We start from the raw sequence: 21,932 nt of genomic DNA on the forward strand, positions 1-21,932 counted from the left end.
CGGGCTTGTCCGTTCTCTTATTGGCAGGCGGCGCAGTGGGGGCGACGGCCGGACCGGCCGCGGCTTCGGCCGCCGACGGCACGCTGACGGTCGAGGTGCTGCGCGACTTCTTCGGCACCGGCGTGCTCAACGCGACGATGGACGTGCCCCAGCGGGGCATGAAGGTGCAGATCTCCGACCCCTCCGGGCACGAGGTCACCGGCGTCACGGATGCCACCGGAAAGGTCGTGGTGGCGGCCTCGGCCGTGCTGAGCGGCGGACGGTACCGCGTCGACGTCAGCGTCCCGGCACCGTACAGCGGCCATCTGCGGGCGGCGCCCGCGTCGACGGCGGAGAACCACTTCGACAGCTTCACCTCGTTCGTGGACGTGTCGGACGGGAAGAACGCCTCGGTGGTGACGGGCGTGTGGGACCCGGCCGACTACGCGCTGCCGGACTCGCGGTACTTCGTCCCCGTCCAGAACGGCGCCAACGGCACCGACGACCGGGCGTTGGTGGCGTTCGGCGCGAAGGTCCGGGGCACCTGTCCCACCGACGTGGCCTGCCCGGCCACGCTGGCCACGCAGGCGCAGGTGGGCACGACGTTCGCCTTGGCGTACGACCAGTACCGGACCCGGCTGTTCCAGGGCGCGTTCGCCCGCCGCTACGCCCCGTACGGGCCGCAGGGCGGTGGCGCGATCTACACGGTGCCGGTCGACGGCTCGGGTACGCCGAAGCCGTTCGCGCGGGTACCCGACGCCGCGGTGACGGAGCACGACACCGCGAACATGATCAAGGATCCCGGATTCACCGACGCACCGGGCAAGGAGAGCATCGGCGGCCTGGCCCTGTCCGAGGACGGCTCCACGCTGTACGCGGTGAACCTGCGGACCCGCAGCCTGGTGAGCTTCGACGCGACCGGGGACACCGCCGGGGCGCCCGAGGCGACGGTCCCGATCCCGGACCCGGGGTGCGCGAGCCCCGAGGACTGGCGGCCGTTCGGTCTCCAGGTCCACGACAACACGCTGTACGTCGGCGGCGTGTGCAGCGCGGAGAGCACACAGCAGCGCTCGGACCTGAAGGCCTTCGTCTCCACCTACGACGGCAAGCGGTTCACCACGGTGCTGAGCCACCCGCTCACGGAAGAGCGCGGCACCGTCTTCGGCTCCGGCGACAAGGCCACCCACTGGAACCCGTGGAACACGGGCCTGGACACGTGGGACGACCGGAAGTCGGGCAACGTCTTCATCGATCCGCAGCCGGAGCTGGCCTCCCTCGCCTTCACCCGCGACGGCTCGATGGTCCTCGGCTTCCGCGACCGGTTCATGGACGTGCTCAGCTGGGGAGGGCTGGACCCCCGCCCGGGGAACGACACGGTGGAGAACGGCATGTCCGGTGGTGACATCACCATGGTCTGTGCCACTCCCACCGGTGAATACCAGTGGGAAGGCACCGGGAGCTGTCCCAACCACGCCACTCCCGCCAACAGCGGCGGCCAGGCCGCCGGTGTCGTCGAGTACTTCCCGGGCGACTTCTTCGCCGGCGCCCACCAGGAGACCGCGCTGGGGTCGGTGGCCTATGTCCCGCAGCAGCAGTGGGTCGTCAGCACGGAGTTCGACCCGGTCGTCCACGTCGCCACGTCAGGGACCGGATACCACGACGTCACGACCGGTCAGGGTCCCGGCAACGACCCGGCCGCCAACGGGTTCCAGTTCGTCAGCCAGGAGCAGGGGGGCGCGTTCGGCAAGGCCGGCGGGCTCGGTGACATCGCGTACGCGGCGGCGAACGCGCCGATCCAGATCGGCAACGTCGTGTGGTTCGACGGCGACCACAACGGGATCCAGGACCCGGGGCACGTCCTGCTGCCGGGGGCCACGATCAACCTGCTGGACGCGGACGGCAAGCAGGTCGCCACGACGAAGACCGATGCCGCCGGCGAGTACTACTTCGGTGGCGTCGGCGCCGAGTACCAGCTCACACCGGGAGCGAAGTACACGGTCCAGTTCGACGTGTGCACCGCGGACACCGGCAAGGTGCCCGGCCGGCCCCCGGCGTCCGCACTGCGGTTCACGCTCCCGCGAGCCGGTGCCGACCGTGCGCACGACTCCAATGTGACTCCGCCGTCCACCGGGCCGTTGTGCAGTGGGCAGGCGCCTGTCACGGCACCGCGCAAGCCGGGCGGCGTCGATCACACGATCGACGCCGGGGTGTACATCCCGAAGGCGACTCCGAGCCCGTCCCCGACGCCGACTCCGACGCCGACCCCCACCCCGTCGCCCGGTCCGGCCTCGCCGTCGGCCTCGGTGCCGCCGGCGCCCGCGCCGCCCGTCAACCCGGCCCCGCCGGGCGGGGGTTCGGGTTCGATGGCGCACACCGGCATGTCCGCGCTGCCGCAGATGCTCGCCGCCGCCGGGCTGCTGGCGGGAGCGGGCCTGGCCATCGCGTTCATGAGCCGGCGCCGCCTCCGGAGGAACCGGGCGAGCTGAACACCAGTGAGCTGGGCAACGGCCTGCTGTAAGAGGCGAGTTGAGCAACGGCTCGCTGATGACAACGGGTTGGGCAACAGCTCGCTCGGAAAGGTGATTTGAGCAACGGCTCGCTGGAACAGTGCGTCGAAGAGAGCGAGTCGGAACAGTGGGCTGCCCGCCCGCGGCCCGGAGGGTGCGGGCGGGCAGCCCGCGTTCCGGCCGGTCCACGCGGACCGGCCGGAACCTGACCTGTCACCGGGGACCGACCGGGAACCCGGTGCCGTGACCAGCCCACCCGGTGACATGACCTGCCACCGGAGCGCCGAGTGACGCCGCCGGCGCGCGGCGGCGAAGCCAGGGTGGCGACCGAGAGGATGAGGCGAAGAGTGTCAGCGTCGAGCCGCACGCGGAGCGTGAGAAGCCGGCAAGCCCCACCGGAGCGTGCGGCCGCCCGGCGCCGGTGGCCGCGGTCACGCCGGGCGGCAGCCGTCCTCGTCCTGGCGGTCGCGGCGGTGGCCGCGGTGGCCGGCTTCCTGGTCCTGAACGACGGCTCCGGCACCGGCGGGCCGCGCGCACTGACGTCCGACGAGGCGAACCGGCTGGCGATCACGCGGTTCCGCAACTACGAGGCGCACGGCCGCGCGGTGACGATCACCGTGCCGGGCACCGCAGGCGGCCTGACCGTCACGGGGTCCGTCGACTACCGGGGCAAGCTCGGTTACGGCGTGGTGCGCGGCACCGGGCGCGACACCTCCAGCGACGGGCTGATCGAGTGGACGGCCACCTCGGTGTCGGTCCACCCGATGGCGAACGCACCGGCGTACGCACCCGCGGCGCCGCCCCGCTCGGGCTGGTACGGCCGTCCGCTGCTGTCGTCCGGCAGCGCGCTGGACAGTTCGCTGGCCATCGCGCTCGGCCTCGGCAGCGACCGGCCGGACAACGCCGAACTGCTGCCGCAGAACGGCGCCGCCTGGCGGGGCAGGGACCAGGTGGCCGGGCACCGGGTGGACGTCATGACCGGGCCGTCCGCCCGCGACCGCTCCGGCACGGCGGGCAACGTACGCTACTGGGTCGGCTCGGACGGCACCATGTACCGGGTCCGGGTCAGCGTGGGTTCCCAGCCGCAGCCGGTGGTCATCGATTTCGACACCCACCGGTACGTCCCGGTCAAGCCGGTCCCCGCGGCCACGCCGAACCGGTAGCCGTCGCTCAGGACGTCCGCACGCGCGCGTTCGCGGCGAGCAGGGAAGCCGGCGGCAGCTGGATGGCCGCCGTCCTCGGCAGGGCCGGAACGGCCGGGACGGCGGTGGCGCCCGCGGTTTCGGCGTGCGGGAACTGCGGCTGCGGACCGGGCGCCGCGACCTCGGTGAACGGGATGCCACCGGGTGCCGCCGGCCTCGTCCACCTGCCGGCGGGAGAGAGCGACCCGGCGGGAACCGGGCAGGACGCGGTGGCCGCGAGCCGGGCGGGCACGGTGCTCCGCAGGTCGTTGCCCCGCAGGCAGTTGCCCCGTCCCCGCGCGGCGGTGGGGAACGTCCAGCCGACGTCGACACCGTTTCCGGTGAACGTGTTGTCCACGATCCGGTTGCCGGCCGGAGGCAGGTCGGCGGTCGCCGTGATCACCAGCCCGGCCTGGCGGTTGCCGGTGATGCGGTTGCGGAGGAACTGGTTGTCGTTGCCGCCGTCGATGCCGACGCCGATGCCCCACCCGCCGTCGGCCTGCTGCGGCGTGGCCCTCTGCTGATTGGCCGCGATCAGATTGCCCGCGATGACGGCGCCCTGCTGCGGGAGCAGTTTCTCCTGGTGGTCCGAATCGGTGGTGAGACCGACCCGGTTGCCGACCAGGCGGTTGCCGACCACGTACATGTCCCCGCCGGCGTTGGTGCCTTCGTAACCGACCGCGTTGAGTTCGGCGACGTTGTCCCGCACCACGATGCGACAGGGTTTGCACTGCCCGACGTAGATCCCCGAGTCGGCCCCGCCCGACGCGTACGAGTGCTCGATGACGCCGTTCTGCGCGGAGAACGCGTAGATGCCGTACAGGCCGTTGCGGGTCGCGGTCACGTACGAGACCAGGAACGACTTCAGGAAGGTGACGGGCTCCTCGCCCGTGTCGTAACCACCGCTTCGTCCCGGCAGTCCGGCGGCCGCCTTCGCCGAACCGGTGACCAGGACCCCGTTCTGCGTGTTGTTCTCCACGGTCAGGTTCTCCACGGCCACCCCGGGCGCGGCGACCACGACACCGTTCGGCTGCCGCAACCGGCCGTCGATGACCACCTTGTCCCGGGACACCCCGCGAAGAGTGACGCGCGCCGTGTCGATCCGCACCGATTCGTGGTACACCCCCGCGGAGACCAGCACGAGGTCACCGGGCCGGGCCAGGGACACCGCGGCCGAGATCGTCGGGGCGTCGGAGGGCACCCGGATCGTCACCCGCGCACCGTCCGGCCGCCGGCCCTTGTCCGGACCGTCACCACCACCGCCGCAGGCGGCCACCAGGGTCAGCGTGCCCACCACCGCAGCCAGCACGCGAAGAGCTAATCGAGGCATGATCCCAGTCTGGCACGGGGCCCAATCGCCCGCCGGGAAATGGAAGTTGTCCGGCATCCCCGACGCGGGTGTGGCACTCTGCACACCATGCACCGAGCCGACCCCCACCCGTCGCGCCGCAGGTTCCTCGATGTCACCGGTGCCATGGTGGCCGCCGGGCTGACCGCCGGGTGCACACCGGACGCCGCCCCGCCGGGACGGCACGCTCCTTCCGCGCCGGCCGCGCCCGCGACGGTCCCGGCGACGGGCCGGCACCAGGCGGGCGTCACGCTTCCGCAGCCGGCCCAGCGCAACCTGCTGGCCGTGGTGGCCGACCTCGGTGCCGCCGCGGCTCCCGGTCCGCTGCTGGCCGAACTCGGCCGGACCATCCGCACCCTCGTCGCGGGCACCGACCGGCGGCTGCTGGGCCTGCCACCGGGCGACCTCACCGTGACCGTCGGCGTGGGCCCCCGGCTGGTACGCGCGGCCGGTGCCTCCCTGCCCGGAGCGGCCGACCTCCCGGAATTCTCCCGCGAACGGATCCACCCGAAAGCCCGCGGCGGCGACCTGCTGATGCAGATCTGCGCCGACGACGCGCTGCTCCTCCCGGTCGCCGCCGCCGCGCTCCTGGAGCAGGCCGGGGACCGCCTGCGCGAACGCTGGCGGCAGTCCGCACGCCGCGGCGCGACCGTGCCGCTGGGCAACGGCCTCACCGCACCCCGCAACCCCCTCGGCTTCATCGACGGCATCGTGGGCCCGCACACGGCCGCCGAACAACGACGCGACCTGTGGCTGGCCGGACCGCCCGCGGTCGCCGGCGGCACCCTTGCCGTACTGCGGCGCATGGAACTCGATCTGCCGCGGTTCGCCGCGCTGTCCGTGGCCGAGCAGGAGGCGGTCCTCGGGCGGCACCGGGCCGACGGCGCCCCGCTCTCCGGCGGCACCGTCGCCTCCGTCCCGGAACTCGGCGCCAAGACGGCGGACGGACGCTATCTCGTCCCCGCCGACGCCCACGTGCGCAGGGCGAACCCCGCCGTGGTCGGCACCGGCCTCATGCTCCGCCGCTCCTACAGCACCGACGAGCCCGCCCCCGGCCTGCTCTTCATCAGCTTCCAGAACGACCTGCGGACCTTCACCGCCACCCTCACCCACATGGACACCTCCGACGCACTGCTGCGGTTCACCACCACGACCGCCAGTGCGACGTTCCTCATCCTCCCCGGCTTCGACCGGCAACACCCGCTCGGTTCCTCCCTGTTCGGCTGAGTACGCGGCGCCTGCCGCCGCTGCCGCGCCGGACCGAACGGACGGCGGCCGGCAGGACCGCGGGGCCGGCCGCGCCCGGTCAGAGGTGATCGGGACGCGCCGAACCCGGACGCGCATGCGTACGGCCCTCGCCGTCACGGCCGTCCGGGCGGGCGTGTGCGCGATCCCCGTCCCGGCCGCCCGTACGCGTGTCCGTGCGCTCCTCGCTCCGGCCGCCCGTACTCGTGTCCGCGAGATTCTTGTCCCGGCTGCCTGTACGCGTGTCCGAGCGACCCCCGCCCCGGCCGCTCGTGCGCGTGTCCGTGTTCTCCTCGGCATCCCGGTGCTCCTCCGGCCGTCCGGTGAGCCGGGTCGCGAGGCGGTAGGTGACCGAGGCGTCGCGGTACTCCTCGCCGGCGACGACCTCGTCGGGCAGGTTCGTACGCTCGCACCAGGACAGCGACGCCCGGGGCCCGATGCCGGGGAAGCGGACGGCGGTCAGCGGAGCCTCCTCGAAGCGGAGACGGCCGGAACGGACCGTGGCCCGGAAGGCGATGTCCGGCGGCGGCCCGGAGTCCGGGTCCGGATCCGACGCCTGCCCCGGGGCGTCCGGCACCGACCCGCGGGCCGTTCAGGGCGGCTCGTCCGCCTCCCCGGCCGCGCGGCGGCGCCGGGAGCCGGGCGGCAGCTTCCCGTCCTCGCCGCGCACTCGACGGCCGCGGGTGCCGCCGCGGCCCGGGACGGCCGGGTCCGCGTCCTCCTCGCCGGACCCCCGCACACCGCTCCGCCGGGGCCGCGCGCCCCGGCGCACGGCACGGCCCACCCGGTCCGGAACCTCCGCGGCACCCGCGGCACCCGCGGCATCCTCGGCGCCTGCCGCATCCGCGACATCCGCGACATCCGTGTCGTGCGGCACGTCCGCGACCTCCGGTACGTCCTCGACGACTCCCGCGCCCCGGCCCGCCGTACGCTTCACGACGCGCTCGCCGGCCCGTGCCGCCCGCCCGGTCGTGTCCGCGGTGACATCACCGGCCGCCTCACCGGCACCGGCCACGACCCCGCTCACCCCGCCCGCGGTGTCCTCCACGGTGCGTCCCGCGCCCCGGCCCACCTCACCGACGGCTCTCCCGGTGCCCCGCCCGACATCGCCCACCGCCGCGCCCGCACCGCGGCCCACCCCTTCGAGCCCGCGCCCGGCTCCGCGTCCCACGTCCGCCACCCCGGCGCCCGCACCGCGTCCCAGGTCCGCCACCCCGGCGCCCGCTCCGCGTCCGACGTCCCGCACGGCCGAGCCCGCTCCCTGTCCGATGTCGCCGACCGCTCTCCCCGTGCCCGCGCCCAGCTCACCGAGGGCCTGCCGCGCTCCGCCCCCGATGTCCTGCACCGCCGAGCCGACACCCCGGGTCAGCTCCTCCAGGATCTGCGGATTGCGGTCCAGGGTGGTGAGCACCCGGTTGATGATCATCGCCACGTTGTCGAGACGCACCTTGAGCTGGGCCTGGGCCTCCACGCCCGAGATGCCCAGGTGCACCCGGCCCAGCGCGACGTCGGCGCCGACGTTCAGCTTCAGCAGGTCCAGCACCTCCGCCTGGAGCGAGACGTGCGCCCGCAGGTTCTCGACGTCGAGGTCGATCTCGTCGACCTTGAGCAACGGGACGTCGAGGTACACGTCGGGCTCGGCGTCGGCCGCCCTCCCTCTGACCACGCTCCCGTCCTCCAAGAGGGTGGCGTCCTCGTCGCCGTAGGCGCCGGCGGCGCGGCCCTCGGGGGAGAGCGCGGGCCGTTGGGGGCCGCCGGCCGGCCGTACCTCGTCGTGTTCCGGCTCCTCGTCACCCTCGTAGTACGCCGGCTCCTCGTCGTCGTAGTGCTCCGGTTCCTCGTCGTCGTACGCCCCGGACCCGTCGTACTCCTCGGATCCGCCGTCCGTTCCGGACCCGGCGTGCTCGCCGGTGCCCTCGGTGTCGCCGGGTGCGCCGTCGGGCACGGCGTGCTCCTCGAGGGCCCCCTGCTCGTCCTCGGCGCTGTCGCGCATCACCGGGCCTCCGCTGGTTCGCCGGACATTTCGTCCATTCTGGGGCTGTCCACGCATCGGTGCACGGGCGGCGCGTCCGCACCCCGTACCCCGTCCCCCCCGGCCCCCGGCCCCGGGCCCCGCCCGCGCCGGCGGCTGATCCGGCCGGCCTCGGCGCCTGCGCTGCTCCGCGCATCCGCGGCTCCGCGCGCTCGGCTCGACGGGAACGGCATTGGGCACAATGGTCGGCGGCGGTTCGCGGACGGTGGGGCGGGAGACAGGTATGGCGGGCGACGGCGGTCCGGTGACATTGCGCGGGATCGCGGAGCATCTGGGGCTGCACGTGTCGACGGTCTCCCGGGTCCTCAACGGACCGTCCGGGGAACGGGGCCGCGCCGCATCGGGCGAGACGGCACGACGGATCCGGGAACTGGCCGAGGAGCTGGGCTATCGGCCCAACCCGCACGCCACGAGCCTGCGGACACGGCGCAGCAATCTGATCGGGGTGCTCTTCCCCCGCCTGTCGGAGATCGTGGTGGCCACCATCTACGAGGGCGTCGAGGAGGAGGCGACCAGGCGGGGCCTGTCCACCTTCGTCACCAACACGCACGACGACCCCGCCACCCAGCGCGGGCGCATCGGGATGGTGCTGGGGCGCCGGGTGGACGGCCTCATCATCGGCGACGCGCACCTGGACGGGGCCGCGCTGACCGGGCCCGCCCTGGAGGGCACGCCCTTCGTGCTCGTCAACCGCCGCACCGACGCCGGCCACCCGGCGGTCACCTGCGACGACCGGCTGGGCGGGCGGCTCGTGGCCGAGCACTTCCTGTCCCTGGGCCATCGCCAGGTGGCCGTCGTCGCCGGTGAACCCTTCGCCAGCACGGGCACCGACCGCACCGCCGGTTTCACCGACCGCTACCGCGAAGCCGGGCTGCCCCTGCCCGTCCACCGGGTGCGGCACTGCCGCTTCGACACCTCCGGCGGCCACGAGGCCGCCGCCGAGCTGCTGAGCGGGCCCGACCGGCCGACCGCGGTCTTCGCCGTCAACGACCTCGCGGCGATCGGCACCATGGGTGCGGCGCGCGACCTGGGCCTGCGGCTGGGCGAAGACCTCGCGCTGGCCGGCTTCAACGACACCCCCCTCGCCGCCGAACTCCCCGTCCCCCTCACCAGTGTCCGTTCCCCCATGGCCGAGCAGGGCAGACGGGCGGTGGAACTGCTGCTCCGCGGTATCGCGGGCGAGCCCGTCGTCTCGCAGACGCTCACCCCCCGTCTCATGGTGAGAGCCTCCTCGGGCACGCCGGTGGGTGCGCGTCTGCGGTGACCGGTGACCGGTGACCGGTGCGCGTGAGGCGCGGAACCGCTGGGCTCAGCGGCCCCGGCCGATTCCGGTCGGCGTTGTTGCCCAAACGATTGGCGCAAACGATTGGGTAGAGCATACTGACCGCCCGGCACACGTCCGGTCAGGGCAAAAAAAGGGGGGCTCTGTGAGGTGGTGGGGGCGGCCGCGCGAGACGGCCTCGGATTCCGGCGCGTCGGACCGGGAGGCGTTCGTCGCGGCGTTACGGCAGGGCAGCCGGGAGGCCGAGACGACCGGCCGTCTGGGGGGCGCCGCCGCGGCGGCCGACCGCTACGAGACGCTGGTCGCGCAGGCGGAACGGGTCCTGGGCGACCGGGACACCGACACACTGGCGCTGCGGCACCAACTGGCCCACTGGACAGGCGAGTCGGGCCGGCCGGAAGCCGCCGTGCGGCTGTTCGCCCGGCTTTCGGCCGACCGGGAGCGGGTGCAGGGACCGCGCCATCGCGACACCGAACTGGCCAGGCACCAACTGGCCCACTGGCACGGCCGTGCGGGCCGGCCCGAGGAGGCCGTTCGCCGCTACGAGAGCATGCGGCGCTCGGCCGAGCGGGAGAACCGCACCGAGACCGCGCTCACCCTGCTCTGCGAGGTGGGGTACTGGCACCAGAAGAGCGGGGACAACGCGGCCGCGCTGCGCGCGTTCTCCCAGATGCTGCGGACGGCGCAGCAGGAACTCGGGCCCCGCCACCAGCTCGTCGGCATCGCCCGTCAGCGCTACGCCGAGGTGGCCGGTGAACTGCCGTTCGGCAACGAGGGCGGCCACGAGGGGCTGCGCGACCTGCTCGCGACCGCTGCCGCGGTCGAAGCCGCGGGAGACCTCGCGCGCGCGGGCCGGATGTACGGCGAGACAGCCGCGCGGTACGAGCGGCTCGACGGACCGGACAGCCCCCACACCCTTTCCGCCCGCGTCGCGCAGGCGAAGGCGATGGTGGGTGCCGGGGACTACGAGGCGGCCGTCCACTGCTTCGGCAAGGTGCTCGCCTGCATGGAGCTTCGGGGCCAGGGCCCGGGGACCCCGGAGTACGACGTCCTGAGCGGACAGCGCGAGGAACTCGCCCGGATGGCCCGGCGCACGGTGCTCCGCATCGCGCGAGGGACCGCGTCGCTGCTGGGCGAGGCGGTGCGGGCCGGGACCGGAGCGGCATGCGTGGTGCTGGCACGCCGGTCCGGGTCGTCCCACGCGACCCGTCTGGTGGCCGTGGACGACGACGCCGGTGACCCGGCCCGGCACGCGTGGCCCGCGGAGCGGTGGGCGGCCGTGCTGCAGGACCTGACGCGGCAGGGGTACGACGCGACGGCCCTGTGCTTCCCCCGCGGTGACGCGCGGCCGGGGCCTGACCGGAGCGCCCTGTGCGAGCGGCTGGGGCTGCCGGGCGTCTTCGTCTCCTCCCGCGGCGACGGGACCGTGCAGGCCGAGGCGTACGTCTTCCACGCGGGCGAACCGGTGGCGGCGCACGTCGTCGTGGTGGAGGACGAGCAGCCGGCTGCCGGGGTGGAGGACGAGCAGCCGACTGCCGAGGTGAAGGACGAACGGCCGCCGGAACGGGACACGCGCACGCGGACGGCCACGGGCCCCGCGGACGACCGGGTCGCGGTGCACCCGGGAGCCGTGGCCCTCGGAGGCTGGCGGAAGACGGAACGGGCACGGCCCGCCGCAGGCGCGGACCGTCCGCCGGCGTTCGGTGTCTACGAGGTGCTGGAAGCCGTCGGCGAGGGCGGATTCGGGCGTGTCTACCTGTGCCAGGATCCCGACGGGCTGATGGTCGCGGTCAAGACTCTGCACGCGCACCTGGCGGCGGCTCCCCCGATCAGACGGGGATTCGCCCGCGAGGTGCAGGCCGCCCGGCGGGTCGACGGGCGGTTCACCGTGCCGGTGATCGCTGCGGACACCGACGGTCCGACCCCGTGGATGGCCGTGCCGTACGTGGCGGCCCCCTCGTTGCAGACACTCGCCGAGCACTGCGGGCCGCTGGAGACCGAGCTGGTGCGCACGCTGGGGGCGGGCATCGCCGTCGCCCTGAGCGCCATCCATGCCGAGGGCATCGTGCACCTCGACCTCAAACCGGCCAACGTGCTGCTCACCGAGGACGGCCCGCGCGTCATCGACTTCGGCATCGCCCAGATCGAGCGACTCACCGAACCGCGAAGGGGCTTCACCGGCACCTACGCGTACGCCTCCCCCGAGCAGCTGCGCGGGGAACCCGCCTTCACACCCGCCAGCGACGTGTTCTCCCTGGGCACCGTTCTGGCCCGGCTGGTCCTGGGACGCAGCCCCTGGGGCCAGGACACGCCGTCCGTGGTCGCCGGCATCCGCGCCGGCCTGCCCGATCTCACCGCTCTGCCCGCGGACTTCGCGGCGGTCGTCCGGTCCTGTCTTCGTCCCGACCCCCGTCAGCGGCCGACGGCCGCAGACGTGGCCGAGGCGCTGGTTCCGGGCGCCGGTGCGGGCGCCATCGGCCGGCCGCCCCTGACGGAGCGGGCGCGCTCGCTCGTCGCGGAACACACCACCCTGCCGGCGACGCGCCACTTCCGGACGCTCGCCTGCACCCGGACCCCTGGACCCGGAGAAACCGCACGGGCGACGGCCCGGCCGCACCGCCCGGCCGAGGCCACCGCCACGACGGACGAGGTCGCGGCCACGACGGCTGAGACCACGACGGCCGCCACCACGGCTGCCACGGCGGCTGAGGCCACGACGGCTGCCATCACGGCTGAGGTTACGGCGGCCGCCACAACGGCTGTGACCGCAACGGCTGAGTCGGCGACGGCTGTGACCACGACGGCCGCGGCCATCCCGGCCTCGGACACACCGGACGCCGGCAGGGACGCCGCCCCGCACAAAGACACCCGGCGCGGCGGACCATGACGGCCGGGCGGACGCGGGCGCGGACGACCAGGAATCCGTCCGCGGCGGCGGCCGGCCCGGTCCGCCCCTCGGCCGCCACCGGCCGGTGCCTGACCGGCCACTGCCTGACCCGACCGGCCCGGCAGGTGCCCGACCGGCGGTGCCTCACCAGCCGACCGCCCGTCAGTCGCCGCACCTGCGGACTCGCGACCGCTCCGCCGGGCCCGCGACCGCCCCGTCAGTCGCCCCTCCGACGCACCCGCGACCGCCCCGCCGGCCGGAGGGGCACCCCCCTCACGGCCGGATCCCGGCCCAGGAAACCCAACACCTCGGACGCCTGCCACATGCCACCCCCTCGCGGCCGGATCCCGGCCGGGCCTACGGGCGGGCCGGGGCGCGAGTGGCATGATCGGGTGGGCGGGAGGACCGAACGGAAGGATCGCGAGCCCATGCCCGGGAGGACCGTACTGATCACCGGAGCGTCGCGCGGCATCGGGTGGGCCACCAGCCGTCGTCTCGCCGGACAGGGACACACGGTGGCCGGCATCGCCCGTACCGACCCGGAGGAGGGCTTCCCCGGCCGGCTGTACCGCTGCGACCTCGCGGACACCGAGGCGACCGGGCGGGTGCTGGAGACCATCGCCCGCGAGCACCGGGTGGACGTGGTCGTCAACAACGTCGGTGTGGCCGTGCCCGAGCCGCTGGGCGAGGTGGCGCTCAGCAGTCTGCAGACCGTCCTCGACCTCAACGTCCGTACCGCCGTGCAGGTCACCCAGGCCTTCGTCCAGGGCATGCGGGAACGCGGCTGGGGCAGGATCGTCAACGTCACCAGCCGCTCGGTGTTCGGGGCGCGGCGGCGCAGCAGCTACGCGGCGGCCAAGAGCGCCCTGGCGGGCCTGACACGGACCTGGGCACTGGAACTGGCCATGGACGGGATCACGGTGAACGCCGTCGCGCCGGGCCCGGTCGAGACGGACCTGTTCCGCGCCTCGCACCCGGCCGGCGGCGAGGCGGAGGCGCGGGTGCTGCGGTCCCTGCCGATGGGGCGGATCGGCCGGCCGGACGAGGTCGCCGCCACCATCGCCTTCCTGATCGGCGAGGACGCCGGGTTCATCACCGGCCAGATGCTGTGCGTGGACGGCGGAGGCAGCATCCCGGGGCGGTGACCCGGCCGCGCGCCCCGGCGCACACCGCGCCGGACGCGGTGAGGTCCCCGGCGGCCGCTCGTGCCCTTCGAGGAGACGAACGGCCGCGGACCGGGCACGGAGGAGCCCCGGAACGCCGGGAGGATCGCGCCAGTGGTGGCTTTCGGCCATCGAGAGGGGCACGGCGCACCGCAGACTGGGGACATGAGCAGATTCGCAGAGGTCATCGTGGTGGCGCGGGACGCCGAGGAGGTCATGGAGCCGTTGACCCGCCCGGACGCCGACCGGGAGTGGCATCAGTGCTTCACCCGGGTGGACGACTCCGTCTTCGCCGGCACCGGTACGGGATCGGCCGAGTGCTACCTGTGGGTCATCCAGTTCACCCGGCACAACTGGCGGGGCCTGCTGGCCCATCTGGAGGCGCTGCCCTGGCCCGATCCCCGTTCCGTGCAGGTCCTGGTCCACGACGAGGAGGACGACTGCTTCGGGCTGTGGATGATCTACGACGGCCGGCTCACCGAGGTGCCCCTCCCGCACACCGTCCGCCGTCTGCACCCCGATGTCAGCGTCACCGGCACGCTCAGCCGGACCGACCGGGGCTGACGGGTACCGGGCGCGCGCGTCCGGTGGCTGTCGCGCGCCTGTACCGGCGGCGGCCGCGGGACTACCGTCGAGCGGGACGACGTAGGCGGAACGGGGGTGCGTTCGCCCATGCGGAGAGACGACGCAGGCCTGCACGGCACGCGGTTACGGTTTCGGATGCGCCGGCTGGCGGCGCTGATCACGGTTCTGGTCGCCCTGGCCGGGGCGCCCTGCGCCGCAGCGGCCGGCCCCGCCCCGGCGGGCCCGGTGGCCCCGGCGGCCGTCGCCGCCGGACCCGGCAGCCCGAGCACGCCCCCGTACACCAAGTGGGGGCCGCCGCTGACGGTGCGCACCATCAACGGCCGCAGGACGTACATCGACGCCAACGGCGTTCCCCACGTCGTCGGTTCGAGCGGTGACACGCCGGACGCGGACGCGGCCCTGGCCTTCATGAACCGCCGGCTCGCCGAGCAGGGACTGGCCTACGACGCCAGGACGAAGACCGGCTCCGAGTACCTCTTCCAGGACGAGACGAACCGTCTGGAGGAGAAGGGGAGCGTCGGCAAGGGCGTCACCGGGACCACCTCCGACATGATCAAGGTCACCTGGAGCGAAGGGCGGCTCGTCAGCGTCGACTCGGTCGACGCGACCACCACCACCCGCACCGGCACCACCACCGAGGACCTCTCCTCGATCGGCACGACCATCACCGGCAAACTGCCGGGCGGACGCAAGAGCCAGACCGGCAACGTGGTGTTCACGGCGGCCACCGACGAACAGGCCAGGGCGGTGGCGGAGCGCTTCAAGGACAATCCGAACGTCCGCGTGATCCGGCCCGGTTCGGGTTTCGACAGCGGGGAGCTGAACACGGGCGCCGAGGGGCTGGAGGCGGCCGCCGGTTCCGTCTTCACCGCACCGGGCGACTGCCCCGGGGGCGGCACGCAGAGCGGTTTCGCACCCGCGGGCACCCGGCCGCAGGCCCGGTACGCCGCTTTCGCGCGCGCCCGTGCCGCCGACTGCGGCGGCACCTCCGGGGTGCCGCGCGCGGGCGGTCTGGCGAAGGGGCTGTCCGCGCCGCGGCGGACGCCGGGCGGAATCGACTTCTCGCGGCTGGAGTTGCGGTACCTCGCGGATCCCGGGCCCGGCGCCGGCGGTCTGCGGTACGCCTTCCGGGCGCCGGCGGCCACCTCGCGCGGCGGCTCCGCGCTGACCGGTCTCGGACACGCCACGCAGGCGTCCGACTCCTTCTTCACCTGGCTGGAGCTGGATCCCTCGACGTTCTGGGTCAACCTGAACCCGAACGAGCCCGACCGCATCGTCGACGCCCGGCTCGGCCGGACCGACGCGGGACGGGTGCTGCTCCAGGCGGATCTGACGCTGAAGAAGACGACGGGCAGGCTGATCCATCCGGACACGCCTCTCGGGACGGAGTTCTGGCGGTCGCTGTCCGGGGACTGCATGTCGTTCCGCACCTGGATCGTGCCGGCCCCGGCGACCGTGTACACCAAGGGGGAGGAGCTGTACATCCTCAAGTCGCCCCTGAACGTGCAGATGGAGACGCAGTACCTCAAGCAGCACGGCGGCTCGGACGCGGTCTCGTGCCCGCGGCAGTCCCGGACCGTGCAGGACCACAACGAGGCCCTGTTCCGGCGGCTGATCCTGCCCAGGGTGGTGGAGGCGGTGAACACCGCTCCCGAGTACGCCGATCTGCGGCGCGTGTACCTCAGCCGGGTGGCCGCCGAGTGGTACCGAGGTCTCAGCCTGCGCACCCGTACCACGTACTCCGACCTGATCGGCAAGGGTGACGTCGACGCGTACGCGACCCACCAGGACTGGAAGCCGGTCGACACCTTCAACGCCTACGTCCGCTCGTACACCGACGGCGAGTTCAAGGTGACGCACCGCACCCGCGAGGGCGACACCCTCTACACGAGGACGTACGTCTACGGCGGCGTCGACTTCTCCCGTGTGCCCGTCACCTCCGTGTCCGACGCCCAGCTGGAGGCGTCGTCGCCCTCCCTGACACGGGATGTGAGCCGGTCGATGGAGGCGCCGGTCACGGACACCGGGGAGGGCCAGGTCTGGCTCGGTGGCGGTGTGCGGACGGCGCGCCCCGGCCGGGCCCCGGGCGCTCAGGGGGCCCAGGGCGCCCCGGGCAGTGTCGCGACGTCCGCCCCGGGCTCCGGGACGGGCGTCACGCCATGGCTCGTGGCGGCGGCAGGCGCACTCGCCGCCCTGGTGGTGCTGCGCTCGGCGCTGCGACTGCGACGGGCGCGGCGGCGATAGGAGTCCCGGCCTCGCTCGGCCGGCCGTGGCCGGGCAGGCGAACCGCAGGGTCCGTACGCCTGTGACAGAACGAAGACGTCGCGGAGGACCGCCCGTGACTCGGTGCGAGATACAAATATTCCCGACCGCACGCACCGCGCCCATCCTGGGGGAACCCCGTGAAGTACACCCGCATCACCGCTCTCGCCGCCATCGGTGTCGCCGCCACCCTCTCGCTCACCGCCTGCGGCAGCGACGGCTCCGGGACGGACTCGGCCTCCAAGAACTCCTCGTCCTCCTCGTCCTCTTCGTCCTCGGACGGCGCCTCGAACCCGGAGGCTGCCTCGAACCCGCAGGGCGGTTCCGGCTCCGGCCCGGCGCAGGCGGACAACGCCAAGGCGCAGGGCGGTTCGGGCACCGGCGGCGCGGGCGCCGGCAGCGCGAGGACCGGCTCGGGCAAGGGTGCCCAGGGCGGCGGCGACTCGGCGAACGGAGCGGCGGGGACCGGCGGCAAGGTGACGTTCTGCAAGACGGCGAACCTGGCCATCCACGCCGTCGACGCCGCACCGGACGCGCGTTCCGGCAGGATCGACATCACCATGACCAACAGGGGTTCGACCACCTGCTCGGCGACGGGCTTCGCGGGCGTCGACATCAAGGACGCCGACCACACCTCGAGCCCCATCGAGCGCGGCCACGCCCAGCCGCGCATCACCATCCTCAAGCCCGGCGACGCCGCCGTCTTCGACCTCGCCTACGACATCGACAGCAGCGGCCACAGCCTCGCGTCCCCGACCAGCATCCTCGTGACGCCCCCGAACGAGACGCACACCGTGACCCTGAAGTGGCCCGCCGGCGCGGGGGCCATCAAGGGCGCCTACACCGACGTCCAGGTCTACCCCACCCACACGACCGAGTAAGAGCTGCGAACAAAAGGGGCGCCCGACATGGTCCCCGCCGCGTTGCCGGAAGGTCCTGGCAGCTCCGCCACCAGGACCTCCCGGCGCTCTGCGATCGCACGCACCGGACACCGGCCGCTGATCGGAACCCACTTCTGTTCGCCGCTCTGAAGGGTCCGCCGCGGGCCCGGGGGAGGGGGGGGCTCCAGCCGTCGCACCCCGGAGGGCCGGATCCTGGACGCGGAAGCCGGTCGCGCCACCGCTTCGCGGAAGGTCCGTCTCGGTTCCCTCGGCCGCCAAAAAGCGAAGGCAAGGAGAACGCCCTCTCCTTGCCACTCTCAACATATAGCGCACCAGGGGGCTTGCCGCAAGGCCCGGGTCACAGCGCACAATCGTCGGCCGTGGCCACAAGCAGAGGCCGCGGCCTGCGCGTTCCGGTGCCGGCCGGCGTACGGCGGACGCCGTCACCCCGGACCAGGTGCGGGACGGGCAGGGCGGGTGCGGGTGTCGCGCGTGCTCGGCGCGGAGGCGACGGCGCGCCGCCCGACCGGGCGGAGCAGCGAACCGTCTGCGCAGAGGGAAGGCGACCAGGGATGACGATGGGCTCGACAAGAGGTGCGACGGAGTGGGAGACACCGGTGACGCGATCGGCCACCGCGGTGCGACACAGCACGGCCGCCCCGGAGGTGTCGCGATGAGCGGGCCGTACGTGCTGGATCTCCAGGAGGTCGACGAGACGCAGGTCGCGGTCGTCGGCGGCAAGGGCGCGCACCTGGGCGGACTGTCGCGGATCGAGGGCGTCCGCGTACCGGACGGCTTCTGCGTGACCACGGACGCCTTCCGGCGGATCATGGCGCAGGAGCCGTCACTCGACGACCGGCTCGATGAGCTGGCGCGCGTGGACCCGGACGACCAGGAGGCGATCCGCACGCTCAGCGCGCACATCCGCCGGACCGTCGAGGACATCGCCGTCCCGGCCGGCCTCGCGGCGGCGGTCACCCGCGCGCTCGCCCGGCTCGGCGAGCGCACCGCCTGCGCCGTCCGGTCCAGCGCGACGGCGGAGGACCTGCCGACGGCCTCCTTCGCCGGCCAGCAGGACACCTACCTCAACGTCGTCGGGCCGACGGCGGTCCTGCAGCACATCAGCCGGTGCTGGGCATCGCTGTTCACCGAGCGGGCGGTGACCTACCGCCGACGCCACGGCATCGACCACCGTACGGTCCACATGGCCGTGGTCGTGCAGCGGATGGTCTTCCCGCACGCCGCCGGCATCCTCTTCACCGCCGACCCCGTCACCGGTGACCGGAAGACCGCCACCGTGGACGCCGGCTTCGGCCTCGGGGAGGCCCTGGTCTCCGGCCTGGTGAACCCGGACGTCTTCAAGGTGCGACACGGTGAAGTCGTCGCCAGGACGATCGCCGCCAAACAGCGTGCCGTGCACGCCCTGCCCGCAGGCGGTACGCACGAAGTGGCGATCGACCCGCGGCACCGGGAGCGGCCCGCCCTGACGGACGCTCAGGCTGTGCGGCTCGTGCGGCTCGGGCGCCGGATCGAAGCGCACTTCGGCCGCCCGCAGGACATCGAATGGTGCCTGGCCGACGACGGCTTCCAGATCGTCCAGAGCCGGCCGATCACGACGCTGTTCCCCGTCCCCGACACCGGCGACCAGGAGAACCACGTCTACGTCTCCGTCGGTCACGGGCAGATGATGACGGACCCCATGAAGCCCCTGGGGCTCTCCATGTGGCAGCTGACGGCCATGGTGCCGATGCACGAGGCGGCCGGCAGGCTGTTCGTCGACGTCACCCCGCGCCTGGCCGCGCCCGCGAGCCGCGCCGGCCTCCTGGACGTCATGGGGAGGGGGGATCCGCTGATGAGGGACGCCCTGGAGACCGTCCTCGACCGTGACGATTTCGTCCTGCCGCTCGCGGACCCGGCCCCCGTACGGCCGCCGGCCGGTGGGCGGCCCGCTCCGGTCGAGACCGATCCGGCCGTCGTCACCGAGCTGGTCGAGCGCAGCCAGGCGTCCATCGCCGCCCTGGAGCACGACATCCGGACGAAGAGCGGACCGGCCCTGTTCGACTTCCTGTACGAAGCCTTCAAGGAGCACAAGCGGGTCCTCAGCGATCCGCTGAGCCTTCAGCTGATCACGGCGGGGACGGAGGCCACCTGGTGGCTCAACGACAAGCTGTACGAGTGGCTGGGCGAGAAGAACGCGGCTGACACGCTCACGCTGTCCGCCCCCGGCAACGTCACGTCGGAGATGGGACTCGCGCTCCTCGACGTCGCGGACGTGATCCGCCCGCACCCCGAGGTGGTGGCGTTCCTCCAGGGCGTCGAGGACGAGGGCTTCCTGGACGAGCTGGCGAAGCTCCCGGGCGGGACCGAAGCGCGCGACGCGCTGGAGGCCTACCTCGACCGGTACGGCATGCGCTGCGTCGGCGAGATCGACATCACGAGGCCACGCTGGCGCGAGCGCCCCACCACGCTCGTACCCGTGATCCTCGACAACGTCAGGAACTTCGAGGCGGGCGCCGCCGAACGGCGCTTCGAGCAAGGGCGGCACAAGGCGCGGGAGAAGGAACAGGACGTGCTGTCCCGCTTGCGGGCCCTGCCGGACGGGGACCGGAAAGCCGACGAGACCAAACGGATGATCGACCGGGTCAGAACCTTCATCGGGTACCGGGAGTACCCCAAGTACGACATCATCAGCCGCTACTTCGTCTACAAGCAGGCCCTGCTGCGGGAGGCCGAGCGCCTGGTGCGGGCCCGCGTGCTCGGGGACAGGGAGGACATCTTCTACCTCACGTTCCAGGAACTCCACGACGTGGTGCGTTCGCACCAGGTGGACGACCGCCTCGTCCGGCAGCGCAAGGAGGCGTTCCGGTCGTACCACGCGCTGACACCGCCCCGCGTGCTCACATCCGACGGTGAGGCCGTCACCGGCGCGTACCGGCGTGACGACGTACCGGCCGGCGCCCTGACCGGCCTGCCGGTCTCGGCCGGGACCGTCGAGGGACGGGCCCGCGTCGTCCTCGACATGGCGGAGGCCGATCTCCAGGCGGGCGACATCCTGGTCACGACCTTCACGGACCCGAGCTGGTCCCCGCTGTTCGTCGGGATCGCCGGACTGGTCACGGAGGTGGGCGGCCTGATGACCCACGGCGCGGTGATCGCCCGGGAGTACGGCTTGCCGGCCGTCGTCGGCGTGGACCGGGCGACCCGGCTGATCCGGGACGGACAGCGGATCCGCGTCCACGGAACCGACGGGTACGTCGAGATCCTCTCCTGACCGCCCGCACGTCCTCCGTCCCGCGGGCGGTGGGGCCGCTCTTCTCGCCCGCCGGTGCCCTCGCCGGCGGGCCGTCGTGGCGGTGGGGGCCCGGAGGGGGGCTCGTTCGGGTCGCCGGCGGGCGGTGGCGGCGCGGATCACTCGCCGGTCCGGGGGAGGCGACGTAGGACGCCGTCGTGCGAACGAAGCCCCCCGACCGCGTGCCGCCGCCCGTGTTTGTACGGCCGTGCGCGGGGGGACCCGCCGACCGTGGTGGCCCGGACCCGGCCGAGCGGCCGGCGGAACGGGAGATGCGGACCGCCGGCACTCCCGGGGGCCTGGACGGGACGCTGACCGCAGCTGCCGGGCGCCGGCCCCTGCCGGCGAGCCTGTGGGGCACTTCCCGCAAGGAGTCAAGGAGTCAGGCATGTGCGCTTCGCGGCATCACGGCCCTGTGCGCCGACAGCTGCTCCTTCCTCGCGCAGGCCCGTGGCGCGGGACCGCTCCGGACGGTAGGCGCCGGTGAGCCGGTGCCAGGGGCGGGCTCCGCGTCGCCCCGCGCCGCTGCGGTTCGAGGGATGGATCGCGGGCCTGGGCACCCGCTCCGGGACGCGCATCGTGCTCGGGCACTGGCAGCGCTCGCCGTTCGGCCCGTTCAGCGACGTGATGCTGGAAAGGGCCGACGGGGAGCGGCTGCTGCTGGCCCCCACGCGGCAGACCGCGGACTTCATCGGCGGGACCTACGTCTTCGACACCGTGCGTGTCGTCCCGGTGCGGGTCCGGATCGCCGACGGCACCTGGACGGTCACCGCAGGCCCCTTGCGGCTGTGCTTCGCCGCAGGCAGGCGAGGGCCGCTGGGCCTCCTCCTGCGGGCCCTGCCCGGCGCTCTCGTCCGCCGGCCGGCGTGGAGCACGCTCACGGACCGGCCGGCCCGCCTGCTCCTGCCCGGCGTGCGGACCCGGGGCAGTGCCGGCTCGGGCCGCCGCGAATGGTACGGCGCACGGGACCTGCGGCCGGTCCGCCTCGTCTCGGCGTTCTTCGAAGACGCCGACCTCGGCGCCGCGGCACCCGTGGAACCGCCCGTCCGCTTCGGTTTCGGATCAGCACCGAGGAAACCCTCGCTCACCCGGGTCACGACGACGGTGGCCCTCGGACCCGGAGAACCGGAGCCGGTCACGGCCGCTGCCCGGCCCGCCTGAGCTTCGGCGCCCGACCGCACCGCAACCGTGTCCGACGCCCCGAGGACGCTTCCGGGCCGGTACGCCGCCGGGCCTGTTCGGTACACGGCCGGCCTGTGCGCTCCACGGCCGGCCTGTGCGCTCCACGGCG

Annotated in this window: 14 protein-coding genes; 11 read left to right on the plus strand and 3 right to left on the minus strand. The window is 73.7% G+C overall.

The features are described from left to right. Positions 1-35: 35 nt before the first annotated feature. On the plus strand, positions 36-2,465 hold the full coding sequence (locus tag IG64_RS18490) for an SdrD B-like domain-containing protein (protein ID WP_037857554.1): 2,430 nt from the start codon (positions 36-38) through the stop codon (positions 2,463-2,465). A 494-nt stretch (positions 2,466-2,959) separates the two neighbouring features. Continuing rightward, complete coding sequence (locus IG64_RS18495; protein WP_420709940.1) at positions 2,960-3,649, plus strand: hypothetical protein; 690 nt, start codon at positions 2,960-2,962, stop codon at positions 3,647-3,649. 7 nt (positions 3,650-3,656) lie between these two features. Here IG64_RS18495 and IG64_RS18500 read toward each other — a convergent pair whose 3' ends face one another. Continuing rightward, positions 3,657-4,997, minus strand: coding sequence for a right-handed parallel beta-helix repeat-containing protein (locus IG64_RS18500; protein ID WP_420709941.1), 1,341 nt, complete (start codon positions 4,995-4,997; stop codon positions 3,657-3,659). Positions 4,998-5,084: 87 nt separating this feature from the next. On the opposite strand from IG64_RS18500, the gene IG64_RS18505 reads away from it, so the two are divergent. Beyond that, complete coding sequence (locus tag IG64_RS18505) at positions 5,085-6,242, plus strand: Dyp-type peroxidase (RefSeq protein ID WP_037857555.1); 1,158 nt, start codon at positions 5,085-5,087, stop codon at positions 6,240-6,242. Positions 6,243-6,321: 79 nt separating this feature from the next. Here IG64_RS18505 and IG64_RS41615 read toward each other — a convergent pair whose 3' ends face one another. Continuing rightward, positions 6,322-6,837, minus strand: a complete 516-nt coding sequence (locus IG64_RS41615; protein ID WP_063758812.1) for a hypothetical protein — start codon at positions 6,835-6,837, stop codon at positions 6,322-6,324. Between the two features lie 15 nt (positions 6,838-6,852). Continuing rightward, positions 6,853-8,253 (minus strand): hypothetical protein, encoded by a 1,401-nt coding sequence (locus IG64_RS42250; protein WP_051813042.1) that lies wholly within the window; start codon positions 8,251-8,253, stop codon positions 6,853-6,855. A gap of 262 nt (positions 8,254-8,515) precedes the next feature. On the opposite strand from IG64_RS42250, the gene IG64_RS18520 reads away from it, so the two are divergent. The 8 genes from IG64_RS18520 (at position 8,516) to IG64_RS18555 (ending at position 21,802) form a co-directional block, all read left to right on the plus strand. Beyond that, positions 8,516-9,556: a LacI family DNA-binding transcriptional regulator gene (locus IG64_RS18520; protein WP_037857558.1), complete on the plus strand. Its 1,041-nt coding sequence runs from the start codon at positions 8,516-8,518 to the stop codon at positions 9,554-9,556. A gap of 163 nt (positions 9,557-9,719) precedes the next feature. Next, positions 9,720-12,461: a protein kinase domain-containing protein gene (locus tag IG64_RS37640; protein ID WP_051813043.1), complete on the plus strand. Its 2,742-nt coding sequence runs from the start codon at positions 9,720-9,722 to the stop codon at positions 12,459-12,461. 428 nt (positions 12,462-12,889) lie between these two features. Further along, on the plus strand, positions 12,890-13,606 hold the full coding sequence (locus tag IG64_RS18530) for an SDR family oxidoreductase (protein WP_037857559.1): 717 nt from the start codon (positions 12,890-12,892) through the stop codon (positions 13,604-13,606). Between the two features lie 183 nt (positions 13,607-13,789). Continuing rightward, positions 13,790-14,188, plus strand: coding sequence for a hypothetical protein (locus IG64_RS18535; protein ID WP_037857563.1), 399 nt, complete (start codon positions 13,790-13,792; stop codon positions 14,186-14,188). A gap of 156 nt (positions 14,189-14,344) precedes the next feature. After that, complete coding sequence (locus tag IG64_RS37645) at positions 14,345-16,453, plus strand: hypothetical protein (RefSeq protein WP_051813045.1); 2,109 nt, start codon at positions 14,345-14,347, stop codon at positions 16,451-16,453. Positions 16,454-16,611: 158 nt separating this feature from the next. Further along, positions 16,612-17,352: a DUF4232 domain-containing protein gene (locus IG64_RS18545; RefSeq protein WP_037857565.1), complete on the plus strand. Its 741-nt coding sequence runs from the start codon at positions 16,612-16,614 to the stop codon at positions 17,350-17,352. Positions 17,353-18,025: 673 nt separating this feature from the next. Then, on the plus strand, positions 18,026-20,623 hold the full coding sequence (rph, locus tag IG64_RS18550) for a rifamycin-inactivating phosphotransferase (RefSeq protein WP_037857694.1): 2,598 nt from the start codon (positions 18,026-18,028) through the stop codon (positions 20,621-20,623). 501 nt (positions 20,624-21,124) lie between these two features. Beyond that, complete coding sequence (locus IG64_RS18555) at positions 21,125-21,802, plus strand: hypothetical protein (protein ID WP_051813047.1); 678 nt, start codon at positions 21,125-21,127, stop codon at positions 21,800-21,802. Positions 21,803-21,932: the final 130 nt, after the last annotated feature.

It is taken from the genome of Streptomyces sp. NRRL S-340, from assembly GCF_000720185.1.
Taxonomy (GTDB): Bacteria; Actinomycetota; Actinomycetes; order Streptomycetales; family Streptomycetaceae; genus Streptomyces.